Source organism: Klebsiella sp. WP3-W18-ESBL-02, from assembly GCF_014168815.1.
Taxonomy (GTDB): Bacteria; Pseudomonadota; Gammaproteobacteria; order Enterobacterales; family Enterobacteriaceae; genus Kluyvera; species Kluyvera ascorbata_B.
In genome coordinates this window covers 1,877,913-1,892,732 of record NZ_AP021972.1, presented here as the reverse complement: position 1 = coordinate 1,892,732, position 14,820 = coordinate 1,877,913, and the positions used below count along the sequence as shown (strand labels likewise).

General features: G+C 51.1%; 14 protein-coding genes. All 14 read right to left on the bottom strand.

Going from position 1 to position 14,820, the window contains the following annotated elements:
• Positions 1 to 20: 20 nt before the first annotated feature.
• Positions 21 to 1,502 (bottom strand): MOP flippase family protein, encoded by a 1,482-nt coding sequence (locus H7R56_RS08850; RefSeq protein WP_106929542.1) that lies wholly within the window; start codon positions 1,500 to 1,502, stop codon positions 21 to 23.
• Positions 1,503 to 1,511: 9 nt separating this feature from the next.
• The gene (wcaJ, locus tag H7R56_RS08845; protein ID WP_106929540.1) at positions 1,512 to 2,906 is read right to left on the bottom strand and encodes an undecaprenyl-phosphate glucose phosphotransferase; all 1,395 of its coding nucleotides are present in this window, start codon (positions 2,904 to 2,906) and stop codon (positions 1,512 to 1,514) included.
• Between the two features lie 115 nt (positions 2,907 to 3,021).
• Positions 3,022 to 4,392: a colanic acid biosynthesis phosphomannomutase CpsG gene (cpsG, locus tag H7R56_RS08840; RefSeq protein ID WP_106929538.1), complete on the bottom strand. Its 1,371-nt coding sequence runs from the start codon at positions 4,390 to 4,392 to the stop codon at positions 3,022 to 3,024.
• Between the two features lie 104 nt (positions 4,393 to 4,496).
• Positions 4,497 to 5,936 carry a mannose-1-phosphate guanylyltransferase/mannose-6-phosphate isomerase gene (locus H7R56_RS08835; RefSeq protein WP_106929536.1) on the bottom strand — a complete coding sequence of 480 codons (1,440 nt, stop codon included), beginning with the start codon at positions 5,934 to 5,936 and terminating at the stop codon, positions 4,497 to 4,499.
• 2 nt (positions 5,937 to 5,938) lie between these two features.
• A complete protein-coding gene (locus tag H7R56_RS08830; protein WP_106929534.1) occupies positions 5,939 to 7,162 on the bottom strand; it encodes a WcaI family glycosyltransferase in 1,224 nt (407 codons plus the stop codon).
• The gene (locus H7R56_RS08825) at positions 7,159 to 7,638 is read right to left on the bottom strand and encodes a GDP-mannose mannosyl hydrolase (RefSeq protein ID WP_106929532.1); all 480 of its coding nucleotides are present in this window, start codon (positions 7,636 to 7,638) and stop codon (positions 7,159 to 7,161) included. The genes H7R56_RS08830 and H7R56_RS08825 overlap by 4 nt, the downstream gene beginning before the upstream one ends.
• The gene (fcl, locus tag H7R56_RS08820) at positions 7,638 to 8,606 is read right to left on the bottom strand and encodes a GDP-L-fucose synthase (RefSeq protein WP_106929530.1); all 969 of its coding nucleotides are present in this window, start codon (positions 8,604 to 8,606) and stop codon (positions 7,638 to 7,640) included. The genes H7R56_RS08825 and fcl overlap by 1 nt, the downstream gene beginning before the upstream one ends.
• A gap of 2 nt (positions 8,607 to 8,608) precedes the next feature.
• The gene (gene gmd, locus H7R56_RS08815) at positions 8,609 to 9,730 is read right to left on the bottom strand and encodes a GDP-mannose 4,6-dehydratase (RefSeq protein ID WP_106929528.1); all 1,122 of its coding nucleotides are present in this window, start codon (positions 9,728 to 9,730) and stop codon (positions 8,609 to 8,611) included.
• A gap of 24 nt (positions 9,731 to 9,754) precedes the next feature.
• On the bottom strand, positions 9,755 to 10,309 hold the full coding sequence (gene wcaF / locus H7R56_RS08810; RefSeq protein WP_106929527.1) for a colanic acid biosynthesis acetyltransferase WcaF: 555 nt from the start codon (positions 10,307 to 10,309) through the stop codon (positions 9,755 to 9,757).
• Between the two features lie 9 nt (positions 10,310 to 10,318).
• The gene (gene wcaE / locus H7R56_RS08805; protein ID WP_106929525.1) at positions 10,319 to 11,065 is read right to left on the bottom strand and encodes a colanic acid biosynthesis glycosyltransferase WcaE; all 747 of its coding nucleotides are present in this window, start codon (positions 11,063 to 11,065) and stop codon (positions 10,319 to 10,321) included.
• An 8-nt stretch (positions 11,066 to 11,073) separates the two neighbouring features.
• On the bottom strand, positions 11,074 to 12,297 hold the full coding sequence (wcaD, locus tag H7R56_RS08800; protein ID WP_106929523.1) for a colanic acid polymerase WcaD: 1,224 nt from the start codon (positions 12,295 to 12,297) through the stop codon (positions 11,074 to 11,076).
• Entirely contained in the window at positions 12,272 to 13,489 is a 1,218-nt protein-coding gene (gene wcaC, locus H7R56_RS08795; protein ID WP_106929521.1) for a colanic acid biosynthesis glycosyltransferase WcaC, read from the bottom strand. The genes wcaD and wcaC overlap by 26 nt, the downstream gene beginning before the upstream one ends.
• Positions 13,486 to 13,977: a colanic acid biosynthesis acetyltransferase WcaB gene (wcaB, locus tag H7R56_RS08790; protein WP_106929519.1), complete on the bottom strand. Its 492-nt coding sequence runs from the start codon at positions 13,975 to 13,977 to the stop codon at positions 13,486 to 13,488. The genes wcaC and wcaB overlap by 4 nt, the downstream gene beginning before the upstream one ends.
• Positions 13,977 to 14,819, bottom strand: a complete 843-nt coding sequence (gene wcaA / locus H7R56_RS08785) for a colanic acid biosynthesis glycosyltransferase WcaA (protein ID WP_106929517.1) — start codon at positions 14,817 to 14,819, stop codon at positions 13,977 to 13,979. The genes wcaB and wcaA overlap by 1 nt, the downstream gene beginning before the upstream one ends.
• Position 14,820: the final 1 nt, after the last annotated feature.

The following is a 14,820-nucleotide window of genomic DNA, read 5'->3' as shown; positions in this document are numbered from 1 at the left end:
TCAAAAGGGGTTCAAGCAAATCAATCAGGAACGCGTAATAACGTTTTCAGTTTTCCGCTCCGACAGAGCGGTCTTTTAAGTTCAAGCAACAAGCTGTCACGCGACAGCATGATGACCAGCACGAAGCTCGCCACGCCCGCCAGCACCTGTAAGGCCAGCAGCGCCGAAAGCGAAACGCTGCCCTCAAGCCCCCGGCCCACCGCATAGCTGGTTATCAGCGTTGGCAAAGAGAGGCGGAACGGTAGCCACAGGCTCAGCAGGTAATCCCGGTATCCCGGCCCCAGCACCGGTTTAATCATCACGAAGTAGCTGAGGATGGTATTGATGATTTGTACCAGCAGGAAGCCGAGCGTCACCCCCATGGCGCCGCCAAGCTGGCCGCCGATAATCACCGCGGGAATAAACAGGAAGGTTTTGAAGATGTTGAATTTAAAGCTGATGTCTACCCGCGCTTTTGCCATCAACAGCGAACCAATAGGATTCCCCACCGAGCGCAGCAGCCCCACTATGCACAGCAGTTGAAGGATGGGCACGATGTGCGCCCATTTCTCACCAAACGCCAGCGGCACAAAGTTATTGCTGACCACCATCAGCCCCAGCAGCGCCGGGAAGTTGATAATCCCCACCACCGACAGCAGCTTGTAGAAGTTCACCCGCAGCTTATCGGTATCGTCCTGAATCTTGGCAAATGCCGGGAACAGCACGCGGGTGATGATCGGATTGAGCTTCATCGGCGGCACCACCGCCACGTTGTACGCCAGGTTATAGCCCCCCGCGACGCTGGCGCCAAGAATACGCGCCAGGGTCAACGTCGAAAGGTTAGTGTTGACGTAGTTGATGATGCTGTCAGCCGTCAGCCACGCGCCAAAACGCAGGTTCGGCATCACCGAGGCCAGCGAAAAATGCAGGCCCGGGCGGTAGATTTTGCGGCCAAAATAGCCAAACAGCAGTGTACGTACGGCGCTGTTCACCAGGTAACCCAGGATCGCCGTCATCGCCAGCGGCCAGAAACAGGCGCTAACGACCGTAAAGGTAAAGCCAGACAGCACCGCCGCCGTCTCAATGGAGCCAATTTTGTTGAACTCCAGCTCTTTTTGCATCAACGCGCGGAACTGCTGCCCGTGGGGGATCACCACAAACGCCAGCGACAGCGTCTTAATCAACGGTGCCAGGTCCGGGTTATGCAGCAGGCGGGCGATGGTATCGCTTAACAGAAATACTGCCACAAACACAACAATCCCCAGCCCCACGTTCAGCCAGTAGAGCGTCGTCAACTCAAGCTGACTGATTTCCTTGCGCTGAATAATCGAGTTGGCAATGCCAAAATCCGACAGCGTGTCCGCCAGCGCGATAATCACCAGCGACACGGTCAGCAGGCCAAACTGGTGGCCATCGAACAAGCGTGCCAGCACGGTCATCTGCGCCAGCCCCAGGCCAATAATCACCACCGTCGCCATCGCCGACCACTTCGCGCCGTTGAGGGTTTTCTGTCTCAGGCTCATGTCACGTCCTCAATAGGCAGCTTTGTTGACAAAGCCTTTAAACACCGTCAGGAAAACAATCCTGATATCGAGCCACAGGCTCCACTCGCGGATGTATTCAAGGTCGAACTCCACCCGTTTTTCCATTTTTTCCAGGGTATCGGTTTCCCCGCGCCAGCCGTTGATCTGCGCCCAACCGGTAATGCCGGGCTTCACTTTGTGGCGCAGCATGTAGCCTTCAATCAGCTGACGGTACTGCTCGTTATGCGCCACCGCGTGTGGGCGTGGGCCAACGATGGACATACCGCCGGTGAGTACGTTGATAAACTGCGGCAGTTCATCCAGCGAAGTACGGCGCAGGAAGTTGCCTACGCGGGTCACGCGCGGGTCGTTTTGCGTCGCCTGCTTAACCACCTTGTCGTTCTCCATCACCCGCATGGAGCGAAACTTCCACACTTTGATGGGCTTACCGTCCATGCCGTAGCGAGTCTGGCGGAAGATAATCGGCCCCGGCGAGCTCAGCTTCACCGCCAGCGCAATGCAGGCCAGCGCGGGCGAAATCAGCAGCAGAATGCACAGCGCCAGGACAATATCCTCCAGCCGCTTGATGAGGCGGTTCACGCCGGACAGCGGCGTGTCGTACAGCGGTACCAGCGGAATACCGTTCACCACCTCAACCCGTGAATGCAGAATGTTGAAGGTGAAGACGTCGGGGATCAGCAGCACTGAGCAGGTGGTATCGGCCAGATCGCGCACCAGATGCTTAATCTGGCACTCTTCCTGCATCGCCATCGAGATATAAACGTTGTGGATTTTGCCGCTACGCGCGTCGTCGCGCAGCTGCGCCAGGTTGCCCATCCAGTCGGCATTCACGCCGCCCGGCTTCGCATCGTAATAGCTGCCAATCACCTCGTAGCCCAGCCACGGCTGATTGCGGAAGCTCTCCAGCAGCGCCTGCCCTTCCGGCAGATCGCCCGCCACCGCGACATAGCGGGTGTTATAGCCACGGTGGCGTAGCACCCCCGCGCCGTAGCGAATAAACACCCGGCTGGCCAGCATGCCGATGGTGCTCAGCAGGTACCACGCCAGCCACATGCCGAAGTTGGTATTAAAATCATCGTTAAAGGCCAGCAGCCCGGCGGCAAACACCAGACTCAGCGTCCAGTTTTGCAGCAGCAGCAGCAGTTCGGTCGTCATGCGCACGCCGCGCCACGAACGGTAGAAATCGGTAATGCCGCCAATCATCTGGAAAACGACCAGCGTCACCAGCGCCATCAGCAGATGCAGGTACAAGAACGGCAGCGCGACGGCTTTGCACACCAGCCACAGGCCACCCAGCATGATGGTGATGTCAGAAAAACGCTGCACCATGGAGATTAACGATGCATTCGTTTTAGCTCGTTCGCGCTTTTTTAGAGTCGTCATCGTTGGTCCTATTCGTCATTTTCCCCTCACCCTGCTCCTCTCCCCAAAAGGGAGAAGGAATAGTCGGCTTTCTCCTTCGCCCCATTGGGGAGAGGGTCGGAGTGAGGGGCAATAATTACTGATTAAGCAGCGCCAGAATGTCCTGCGTTCGCGCCTGCATCAGCGGCGTATTCCCGCGGGACTCCACGTTCAGGCGCACCACCGGCTCGGTGTTGGAGGAGCGCAGGTTGAAGCGCCAGTCGGCAAACGCCAGGCTGATACCGTCGGTGCGGTCAATTTCCAGCGCGCTGCCGGCAAAATGCGCTTCGACGCGGGCGATGGCTTCCGACGGTGCCACCAGTTGGCTGTTGATTTCACCGCTGGCCGGAAACGCCGCCATGCGATCGCGTACCAGCTCGCCGAGGGTTTTGCCCTTCAGGCACAGCAGCTCGCTCACCAGCAGCCATGGGATCATGCCGCTGTCGCAGTAGGCAAAGTCGCGGAAGTAGTGATGGGCGCTCATCTCGCCGCCGTACACTGCGTCGTCCTGTCGCATGCGTTCTTTAATAAAGGCGTGGCCGGTCTTCGACATGACCGGCGTACCGCCCGCCGCCGTGACCACATCCACGGTGTTCCACGACAGTCGCGGGTCGTGAATGATCCGTGCGCCGGGGTGCTTCTCCAGAAACGCTTCCGCCAGCAGGCCAACAATGTAATAGCCCTCAATAAACTGCCCTTTTTCGTCAAACAGGAAGCAGCGGTCGAAATCACCGTCAAAAGCGATGCCCATATCGGCGCCGTACTTAATCACCGCCTCGCGGGTATCGGCGCGGCATTCCGGCAGCAGTGGATTAGGAATGCCGTGCGGGAAGGTGCCATCCGGCGTGTTGTGTACTTTTATCAGGCTTACCGGCACGTTGAGTGCAGCGAAGCGCGCCTCCAGCGCATCAATCACCGGGCCCGCCGCACCGTTGCCGGAATTCACCACCAGCTTGAGCGGGGTGAGATTCTTAACGTCGATATAGCCCAGCAGGTGATCAATGTAGGCATCCCGCAGATCGATTTTGCGATAGCTGCCACGCGCGGCAGGGTTCACTGGCGGAAAGTCGTTGGCCTCCGCCAGGCGCTGCACGTTGCGCAGGCCGGTATCTCCGCTGATCGGGCGCGCGCCCTCGCGCACCAGCTTCATCCCGTTGTAATCCATAGGGTTATGGCTGGCGGTGACTTCAATGCCGCCGTCAATGCCAAGGTGGAAGGTGGCAAAGTAAATCTCTTCGGTGCCGGACAGGCCAATATCCAGCACGTCGACGCCCGCATCACGCAGGCCGTTAGCCAGCGCCAGCTTCAGCGCTTCGCTGGTCAGGCGCACGTCACCGCCCAGCACGATCGTTTGCGGTTTCAGGTATTCACCGTAGGCGCGACCAATGCGCCAGGCGATGTCTTCATTCAGCTCTTCGCCAAGCTTGCCGCGGATGTCGTAGGCTTTAAAACAGGTTAATTTTTTCATGTTGTACCTTTTGTAGGTAATAGAGCACCTGTCCAACCGTATAAATGGACATAAACTTAATTAACTATTCTGGAGAAGATGAAAAACTATTTAATCAAATTTAATTACAGATAATCACTCGTGGAAAATCTTACAATATCATCTTCTTCAAGATATGTTCCTGAACGAACTTCAATCATTTCAAGGGGTACTTTACCCGGATTAAGAAGACAATGAGCCGTTCCCTGTGGGATATAAATAGATTGGTTCTCACATAATAAATGGGTACTACTATTAATAGTTACCTCTGCTGTACCCGCCACAATAATCCAATGCTCTGCACGATGATGATGCATCCGCATTTCAAAGCCACTTCCAGGTTTAACTGTGATTCGTTTAACCTGGTAGCGATTTCCATCATCTATCGAGTCATATTTGCCCCAAGGGCGATAAACCTCACGGTGAATATGATGCTCATTTCTGCCTTCAGCTTTGATTCTTTCAACGATCTTTTTTACATCCTGAACTTCGCTTTTGTTGGCAATCAATACGGCATCTTTCGTTTGTACAACAATGAGATCTTTCACCCCTACGGTCGTTACCAAACCAGACTCAGCATATACATAGCTATTTTCGGTGTTATGGCTGATCACATCGCCGTGCTGGACATTGCCCTCAGAGTCATGATGGCTAATTGCCCAAAGGGACGACCATGAGCCGACATCGCTCCATCCCACGTTCATAGGCAACACCACAGCATCACTCGTTTTTTCCATAACGGCATAATCGATTGATTCATCAGGGCACATCTCAAAAGCCATTTTATCCACGCGGATAAAGTCATTATCAATTTCGGCGTTAGCCACGGCCTCCTGGCATGCCTGTAAAATATCCGGTCGATATTTTTCCAACTCCTCCAGATAACGCCTGGCCTGGAATAAAAACATACCGCTATTCCAATAGTAATTTCCACTTGACAGGTATCTTTCTGCCGTTTTCTGATCGGGTTTTTCAACAAAAGCCGCAACATCAAACGCTACAGAATCCACGTTTATTTCTGTACTATTAACATCGCCACGAAGAATATATCCATATCCTGTTTCAGGGGCATCTGGAACTATGCCAAAGGTAACTAATTTACCATTTTCAGCCAATGGAATTGCAGAGTTCACTGCGTCCTGAAATGCTTTTCGTTCCTCCACAACATGGTCTGCTGCAAGAACAAGCAGCAATGGGTTATGGTCAGGTTCGTTTTTACACGCTATCAATGCGGCTAAAGCAATAGCTGGAGCAGTATTACGAGCTGCTGGCTCAAGAATCACATTTCCGGTTAATTGGCCTACATTCTGTAATTGCTCCGCAGCAATAAAACGGTGTTTTTCATTACAAATAACAAACGGTGGTACGCAGTCTAATCCATGCAGTCGACCGATCGTCGATTGAAGCATAGACCCCTCGCCATTAATGCTTAAAAATTGCTTGGGATATAGCGTTCTGGATAATGGCCATAATCGACTCCCGGAACCACCAGCAATGATAATTGGATAAAGTTTATTCTGATTCATAATCATTCCTGCATATCCGAAATAAATTTATTAAGAATGCTTTCCTTATCGAAGGCATTCTCTGCATAGGCTTGAGCGACAGTATTATTTACAGGGTATTTCAATGCCAATTCGATACCGTGGATCAACGCGTCAACGGATTCTGGTTCTACGCACACCGCAATACCGGGATGTTTTTGACAAAGGAGTCCAAGTTCAGTGTCTGATTCTGCAGTAATCACAGAATTACCGCCAACAGCTAAAATATTGGTCAATTTCGAAGGTAACACGGCATCAGCAGCACCTCGCCGCTGAATAATCAAATGGCAATCCGCCATTTTAAGTAATGCGGGTAAAAATTCATAAGGTTGTAGCGGATAGAATTTAACATTTGTCAATTCACGATCAGCAACCATTTTTTCAATTTTATTTTTACCGCCTCCTTCACCAACAATAACAAATACCCACGGTGTATCCAGCTTACGCGCAGCAGCCTCAACGATAATTTCCATACCCTGTTTTTCGCCGATATTTCCAGAATAAAGAATTATCTTTTTATTTTTTGGAAGATTAAGCTGTTGCCTCATTGATTCAATATCGGTTGAACAAACCTGACGGAAGCGCGAAACCTCAGTCCAATTAGGAAAGAAAATGATTTTGTCTTGCGGCACACCTTTATCTTGTGCCTTTCTCATCATGGCATGAGAGATAGTTGAAATATAATCGACGCCAAGTAAACCAGTACGTTCAAACGCGCTGGCAAGACGTGCCATATTTCCTGTCTTTCTCTTTCCTGAAAATCGCAGTCCGATCATCGCGTCAACCTCATAATCCTGAATATGTAATAAGGTTTTCGCGCCCGTTAGCTTAGCCAGAAGACGCATCCCCGGAGTACAAAACAACGTTGGTATGACGCCGATAATCAAGTCAGGTTTCCAGCCTCGTTGTGCCAGTAATGGGAAGATGCTGCTTACTGCAAAACTGCTGAGATGTAACATCCGCTTCAGCATTGTTAGCTTTTTCGGGACATAAATCGGGCATCTCCAGACAATAGAATCGCCTTCCTCGCGACGATACTGCCATGAAGAATACGCCTGATGTACACGCCACTCTGGATAATAAGGCGGGGCTGTAATAACACGTACATCATGCCCTTTATTTACCATCCATTCGACCATCTCCCCGGTATACTTGCCGATCCCAGTAAGTTCCGGTGAATAATTGATGCCATACACAAGAATCTTCATAGTCCAAATACCTGATGCTGAAGATTTTTATCAAAATAGGCCCGCGTATTCTCATGAACGTTCTCATCGGTAAGCAACTCTGCGGCAGTCATCCACCGCCATGAATCATGCTGACCCGACGGAAAGTACCTCTGTCCGGTATTAATTTTAAGACGAAAGCCAAGCACAATATAATGAGTAGTAAACTCAGAAGAAGAAAAATTATCATTATAAAAATGCTGCCATACCCCAAAAAAATTTCCATCTAAAATAGAAAATCTTTGATTTAATTCCTCTTCGGCAAGACGAGTGAAGGCAAAACTTAGATCTTCATCTTTTAACACTCTACCGCCAGGAACAAACCAATACCCTTGAGCAGGTCTATTTTTTCTTCGGCCAACAAGAAATTCTCCTTGTTCATTTTCAAGAATAAAATCAATTGAAATAAGAGGGGTTTTACTGACAACCTGTGAAAACTCTTCTGGATTAAGAAACATTACTCCCCCCTGAATTGATGCTGATTATCAAGGAACCATCGGTAGGTTAAGATGAGCCCCTGTTCAAGAGCAATCTCATGATGCCAACCCAATTTTCTAAGACGGCTAACATCAAGTAGTTTACGTGGCGTGCCATCAGGCTTAGAAGGATCAAATTTAATTTCACCTTGAAATCCTACTACTTTCGCAATGGTGTCCGCGAGTTCGCGGATCGTACAATCTTCGCCAGTGCCAACATTTACATGTGACAACATCGGATTTGTTTGTTCCTGCCAAACTTCATCATCAAGTTCCATAACGTGAATACTTGCTGCCGCCATATCGTCAACATGCAAAAATTCACGCATTGGTTTTCCACTTCCCCAAACCACCACGGTCTTATCGTTACGGTACACCGCGTCATGAAAACGACGTAATAGTGCAGGAATCACATGAGAATTATGTAAGTGGAAGTTATCATTTTGCCCATACAGATTTGTTGGCATCACCGAGCGATAATCTCGACCATATTGGCGATTGTATGATTCACATAATTTTATCCCGGCAATTTTAGCAATTGCATAAGGCTCATTTGTGGGTTCTAACGTTCCTTGTAGAAGTTCGCTCTCCTTGATCGGCTGCTCCGCAAATTTAGGATAAATACATGAAGAACCAAGAAAAAGAAGTTTCTGAACATTAAAACTATGCGCCGCATGGATAATATTATTTTCCATCATCATATTTTCATAGATGAAATCTGACGGATAAGTATTATTAGCCATAATCCCACCCACCTTTGCCGCTGCAAGGTATATTTCATCCAACTGTTCGCTCGCGAAAAACTCATTCACAGCGCGGGTATCCAATAGATTAAGTTGCTCACGACTGCGTACAACAAGCTCTATATCTTCACGTTCAGAAAGTTGTCGATAAATAGCAGATCCCACCATGCCGCGATGACCAGCGATATAAACACGTTTCTTATTCATAATCAGCTCCCTACCGCAATCGCAACGTCATAACCATGTGACTTTAAGAGTGAGTATTTCTTCGCCGCCTCAAGATCCTTAGCCACCATTTCAGACACCATTTCCTGCACGGTCGTTTCCGGCTTCCAGCCCAGCTTCTCATGCGCTTTGGTTGGGTCGCCGAGCAGGGTTTCCACTTCCGCCGGACGGAAGTAGCGTGGATCGACCGCCACCATCACATCACCCGGCTTCACGCCCGGCGCATCATGGCCAGTCACGGAAACCACGATGCCTTTCTCTTCAACGCCCTTCCCTTCGAAGCGCAGTTTGATGCCCAGCTGAGCCGCCGCCATTTCGACAAACTGACGTACCGAATACTGCACGCCGGTGGCAATCACGAAATCTTCCGGATGGTCCTGCTGCAGCATCATCCACTGCATTTTGACGTAGTCTTTCGCGTGGCCCCAGTCACGCAGGGAATCCATGTTGCCGAGGTACAGACACTTCTCCAGACCCTGAGCAATGTTGGCAATCGCGCGGGTGATTTTGCGGGTGACGAAGGTTTCGCCGCGGCGCGAAGATTCATGGTTAAACAGAATGCCGTTACAGGCGTACATGCCGTAGGATTCACGGTAGTTGACGGTGATCCAGTAGGCATACAGTTTGGCCACGGCATACGGCGAGCGCGGATAAAACGGCGTGGTCTCTTTCTGCGGAATTTCCTGCACCAGGCCATACAGCTCAGAGGTTGACGCCTGATAGAAACGGGTTTTCTTCTCCAGCCCCAGGAAGCGAATCGCCTCCAGCAGGCGCAGCGTTCCCATGGCATCCACATCGGCAGTATATTCCGGAGACTCGAACGACACGGCGACGTGGCTCATCGCCCCGAGGTTATAGACTTCATCCGGCTGTACTTCTTGCAAAATACGCGTCAGGTTGGAGCTGTCGGTTAAATCGCCGTAGTGCAGATGGAACTTCGGATTACTGCTGTGCGGATCCTGATAGATGTGATCGACACGTTCGGTATTAAAGGAGGAAGCACGGCGCTTGATCCCGTGAACTTCATAGCCTTTCTCCAGCAGCAGTTCCGCCAGATAAGAACCGTCTTGCCCCGTTACGCCGGTAATAAGTGCAACTTTTGACATGCTATTTTCCTCAATTTGTCCCGTTTAGGGATTCACTTTCTCTACGCGCTCACGCGTAACCACTGCGGGATTGCCACGGCAAATCGTATTTGCCGGTAGCGATTTAAATACACTGCTGCGGGCACCGACGATCGTGCCATGGCCAATCGTTATACCGGGTGCGACAAAAACATCCGTTGCCAGCCAGCATTTTTCACCGACCACAATTGGCGCAGCGTTAATATCAAAATGCGCGCTTTGATAATCATGACTGCCGGTGCATAAATAACATTTTTGCGATACGACCGAATTCGCCCCAAGGGTAATGTTCCCAAGGGTATATAACACCGCGTCATCCCCCACCCAGGCGTAATCACCAATGGTTAATTTCCACGGATAGGTAATTTTCACCGACGGGCGAATCACTACGTTTTTTCCTATTTTCGCGCCAAACAGGCGTAATAAAAATGCACGCCAGCGATACAGAATCTGTGGCGACCACGCAAATAATGTTGCCTGTACCGCCCACCAGATTTGAACTTTAATGCCCCCGGCACCGCGAAAACCTTTCGGTACTGAAAATCCTGATAATTCCTGCATCCTGACCCCTTATGCTTTGTGATATAAGGCTTTGGTTTTACCGGTCGTGCGCAGGCGTAATAAATATGATAATTCCGTCAACAGCGTCGGCATTCGCAATATATCGCGCTGTACCTTTTTGGCATCCTGGCACAGTTGCATATTATTCGTGGTGGAAACACCGCCCATGGAAAATTCGGACACCAGCCCTTTAATACGCTTAAAGGTATAGCCTGATTTATACATCCGGGCAGCCAGCGCATAGTCAGAAGAAACGCGGTACTGCACATCGTACGGATAATGTTGTAAGCCACGCAGCGGGAAGAAAATCGCCTGATGGCTCGCCGGTAGGCTGTGATAAATGTACCAGCCGCGCTTTGCGCTGCGCCGGATACGATGACCGTCGCCGAAGTCCAGCATCGCGTCGCCGAGGTACATCGCATCATCGTTTTTAGCGCGCAGCTGGCGGACAAACTGCGAAACGTCAGGATGGAAACTGTCGCCGGAGTTCAGGAACAGAACAAACTTGCCCTGCGCCATGCGGATGCCTTTATTCATCGCATCGTACAGCCCTTTATCCGGCTCGCTGATGTAGCGTAATCGGTACTGGCCATTGCGTTTCTCAAGAAATTCCGCCGTCCCGTCCTGTGAGCCGCCGTCGACGACAATCCACTCAAAGGTGAGGCTCGGATCGTTCGCCAGATGCGCCAGCGAACGCCAGGTTTTGACCACTCCGTCTACGTTACGAAACGCCACGGTTACCACGCTCAACAACATGTTTCACCTCATCGACTGTCGGCAATATTCAGCGCTTTACGCAGAATAAAAGGACAAACAATTAAAAATGCATATTCCGGGCTAAATATCGAACCGGTAAAAAACAACGATATCGGCGTAAAAAGATACAGCTGCACAGAAAAATTACGATTATTCCCAAATGCGTTAATGAACATTTTAAAGACGTAATATAGATAACCGGCAGTTAATACCACAGCAAACCAGGAAAAATAAATCATTAACAGATACAAACCATTGTCTATGGTTTTACCGACATCCGCACCGTTAAATATTCCGAATGATGCCACATATTCGTAAAGTGAACCAAAACGCACAACCCCATCAACGCTGGTTAATGAATAGCCGACCATCACCAGCGGACCTATAATACGATAATATGACGATGAGCCTTCCGTACCCAAATCGCCAATACGTTCCGCAATATACGGGAACGCAAATACCAGGCCGATAAAAAACGCCCCTAATGAGATAATCGCCAGCGGCAACTTTTTCTTAATCGCCTCTTTGTTCAGATACTGAAAAGCCCACTCAAGCAGGTAAAACAGAATAAATGTCATTACCCCTGAAAAGGACCCGGAAAGAATTATCCCTGCCATAATCATAGCATCAGACTTTGGCGTTTTGATACCAAACTGTTTGATGCAGAGCCAAATTGAGATTAATGCCAGAGCGAAGAATGCGGGTTCAAAATATAGCGCAGTGGTTCGCTTTCCGCCGAATTTGATAAAATTCAGAACATAGCTATTGCTGTAAATAAGATATTTGGAAATTGTCGCAATCAGGCTGCTGCCGCCGGTTAAAATAATCTGCGCCATCTCCAGCGCCGCCAGCATCACCACCAGGGTAATCACCACGTAAAAGAAGCGCAGAATTTTGCGGTGGTTATGCGGTGAAATGGTTTTAAAGCGAATGCTCCAGACCATACCGATGATAATCACGATATAGACAAACAGCATCGTCGACGTGACGTACTTACCGGGATCCAGCGATTGGCCAAAGGCGTAGTTGAACAGCGTGAGCGCGACGCCGATACCAAGGGCAATCATCAGCTTTTTGAGATTGATGCGCTCAACAAACAGCAGCAGCAGCGCCGGCAGAAAGGTCACGATGGTAATCGGGAAACTTTCCCCGAGCTGTGCCAGCTTGACGTTGACCAGCAAGTAAATAAGCGGCAGCAGCAGATAGCTACAGACTCTGATAGAACGAGACATATTCCTCCAGCATCTGTTGTCCGCTATAGGCCTTGCGGCTGCGCGCGCTAAAGTTTTCCAGTGACGTGCCAAAGATGGATTCGGCGATCTCCGCTTTCGGCTGCTGCACCAGCGTCAGTACGTCGGTCTCATCCACCGTTCGGCCACCGGATTTCGCCAGCACCTCTTTTGCCGCCTCGCTGTGGGTGGCAATCACCGGCACGCCGATGGACAGTGCTTCGCACAGAATCAGCGGGTAGTTATCCACCCGCGAACTGAACAGCAGTGCGTCCAGTGGATTCAGTTCACTCATTAGCTGACGCTTATCGGTCAGAAAGCCGTGGTTCACCACGTTACTGCCGGAAAACGGCGAGAATTTGCCGAAGGTATGCACCTCGACCTTGTCGCCAAGGGCGATGATGTCACGCACCAGCTGCTGGTTCGTTTTACCGTCATAACGCAGATCGTGGGCCACCACGGCGATTTTAGGACGCGATGAATGGCGTTTTACCGGCGTCAGCTCGGCCAGAATGGCCTCAGTGGCAACATCGATACCGTTATTAATAATCTGGCAGCGCCCGATACCGTAGAGGCCGTTAAATGCATCGGCAACGTGCTGGCTGGGCGAAATAAAGCGGCAGCCGAGCGCCAGCATCTGGCGGAATAGCCGGCGTTTTTCCTCTACCTGCTGATGCGCACGGTCGACCTTCACCGGCGGATAGTTGCCGAGCGTCGGGCACTTCTGACAGCCGGTTTTCCAGCCATCACAGCCATCGGTAAACGCGCAGCGCCCCGTAACGCTCCAGTGATCGTGCAACGTCCAGATAAGCGTGACATCGCGTTTATGCGCCCTCAACCGGGTGCAGAAGTTCACCACCTCCGCCAGATTCAGCCAGTAGCTGTGCATCACGTGAAAATGCAGCACCACCGGCCCTTCGATTTCGCTCACCTGGCGATACAGATTGTTCAGGTTGCCGAACAGATCGCGGTTAAACAAACGGAACAGCGCCAGGTTCGCCATCGACGTTAGTCGCCCGGTCTGCTTGACCACCTGCGGATAACAATCGTGGCTCACGCTCTTTTTGCCGCCCTTGCCGTAACCGTAGATAAATTTCGACGCCAGCCCCTGGCGCAGCGCGCGCTGATGCAAATCCAGCGCTACGCCCGCCGCACCGCCTTCGGCCAGGCGGACGTTAAATTGCATAATTTTCATTTGATGACCTTGACTCGCGCTTTTTCGCCGGTAACCAGCGCGTGGTCGGGAATGTCGTCCAGCACGACGCTCCCCGCGCCAATAGTGACGTGATTGCCAACGGTGATGCCACCAATGATGACCACGTTGGCCCCCAGCTCGACGCCGTTGCCGAGCGTCGGACAGGCCAGGCTTCCCGGACCTCGATTGCCGAGGGTGACGCCATGGCGGATGGTGAAATCGTCGCCGGCCACGACGTTTTTATTGATAACCACCGCGTAGCCATGGTGGATGGTGAAACGTCGGCCGATGGTCGCTGCCGCCTGAATTTCGTAACCAAACACACATTCGGTTATCAGCCGATACAGCACCAGCACCGGCGCGGCCCACAGGTTGTTGAGGATGTTTTTTTTGCGCCACACCGAGCAAAAGTGGGCGATGCGATAGGCGATAACCATGCCGCACGGGCGCAGGCTCCAGCCGTTTGCGCGTAAATCTTCCAGTAGCATTATTTACTCCGCAGTCCGTCAACCCAGCGCTTTCCGTTACGTACCGACAGCAGCGTCAAAAACGTTTTCCATGTCATGCGTTTATTACGAATCTGATACAGCGTAAACAGCTGATATTTCTTGCTGGCGCGGTCAAACCTGGCTTTGTGTTTGCGGTAGAAACGGAAGTAGCCCGAGAACTTCTTCGGCGATGAGGTAATCTGCATTTCGCCGTGATTAATGTGCAAAATCTGCGTTGCCGCTTCAATTTTCCACGGCTCACCGTAGGCCATGACCATGCGCAGAAAGATGTCATAGTCCTGCGCCGCCTTGAGTTCGGTATCAAAAAGGCTCTCTTTAAAACGCCAGGCCCAGCTAAACACCTGATTACCGACGATGTTGCGCTTATAGAACAGCTGACGGGAGAACGGCGACTTGGGGTACAGCGGCAGGCTGGCCGGCTGCGAGTAAACTTCGCCTTCGCAGACGTAGTCATTGGCATATAAAAACGCGTGATTCATCAGCTGATGCTTATGCTCAAGGAACAGCGACAGTCGGTTCGGCGTCCACTCATCGTCGTCGTCGATGCCGGTAATAAACTGCCCTTTGGCCTGCAAAATTGCCTGATTGCGCACCGCGCAGGCGCCGCTGTTAATAGCGTTACGCGTATACTGCACGCGGCTATCGTTTAGCCCGTCAACGTATTGCTGGAGCTGCTCATACTGGCTGGAACAATCATCGACGATAATCATTTCCCAATGGGGGTAGTCCTGACGGAGAACAGATTTGATGGCGCGAATCGCCAGCTGCTGTCGGTTCCAGGTCGGCATATAGATAGAGATCAACGGGTTGTCTATTGTCATG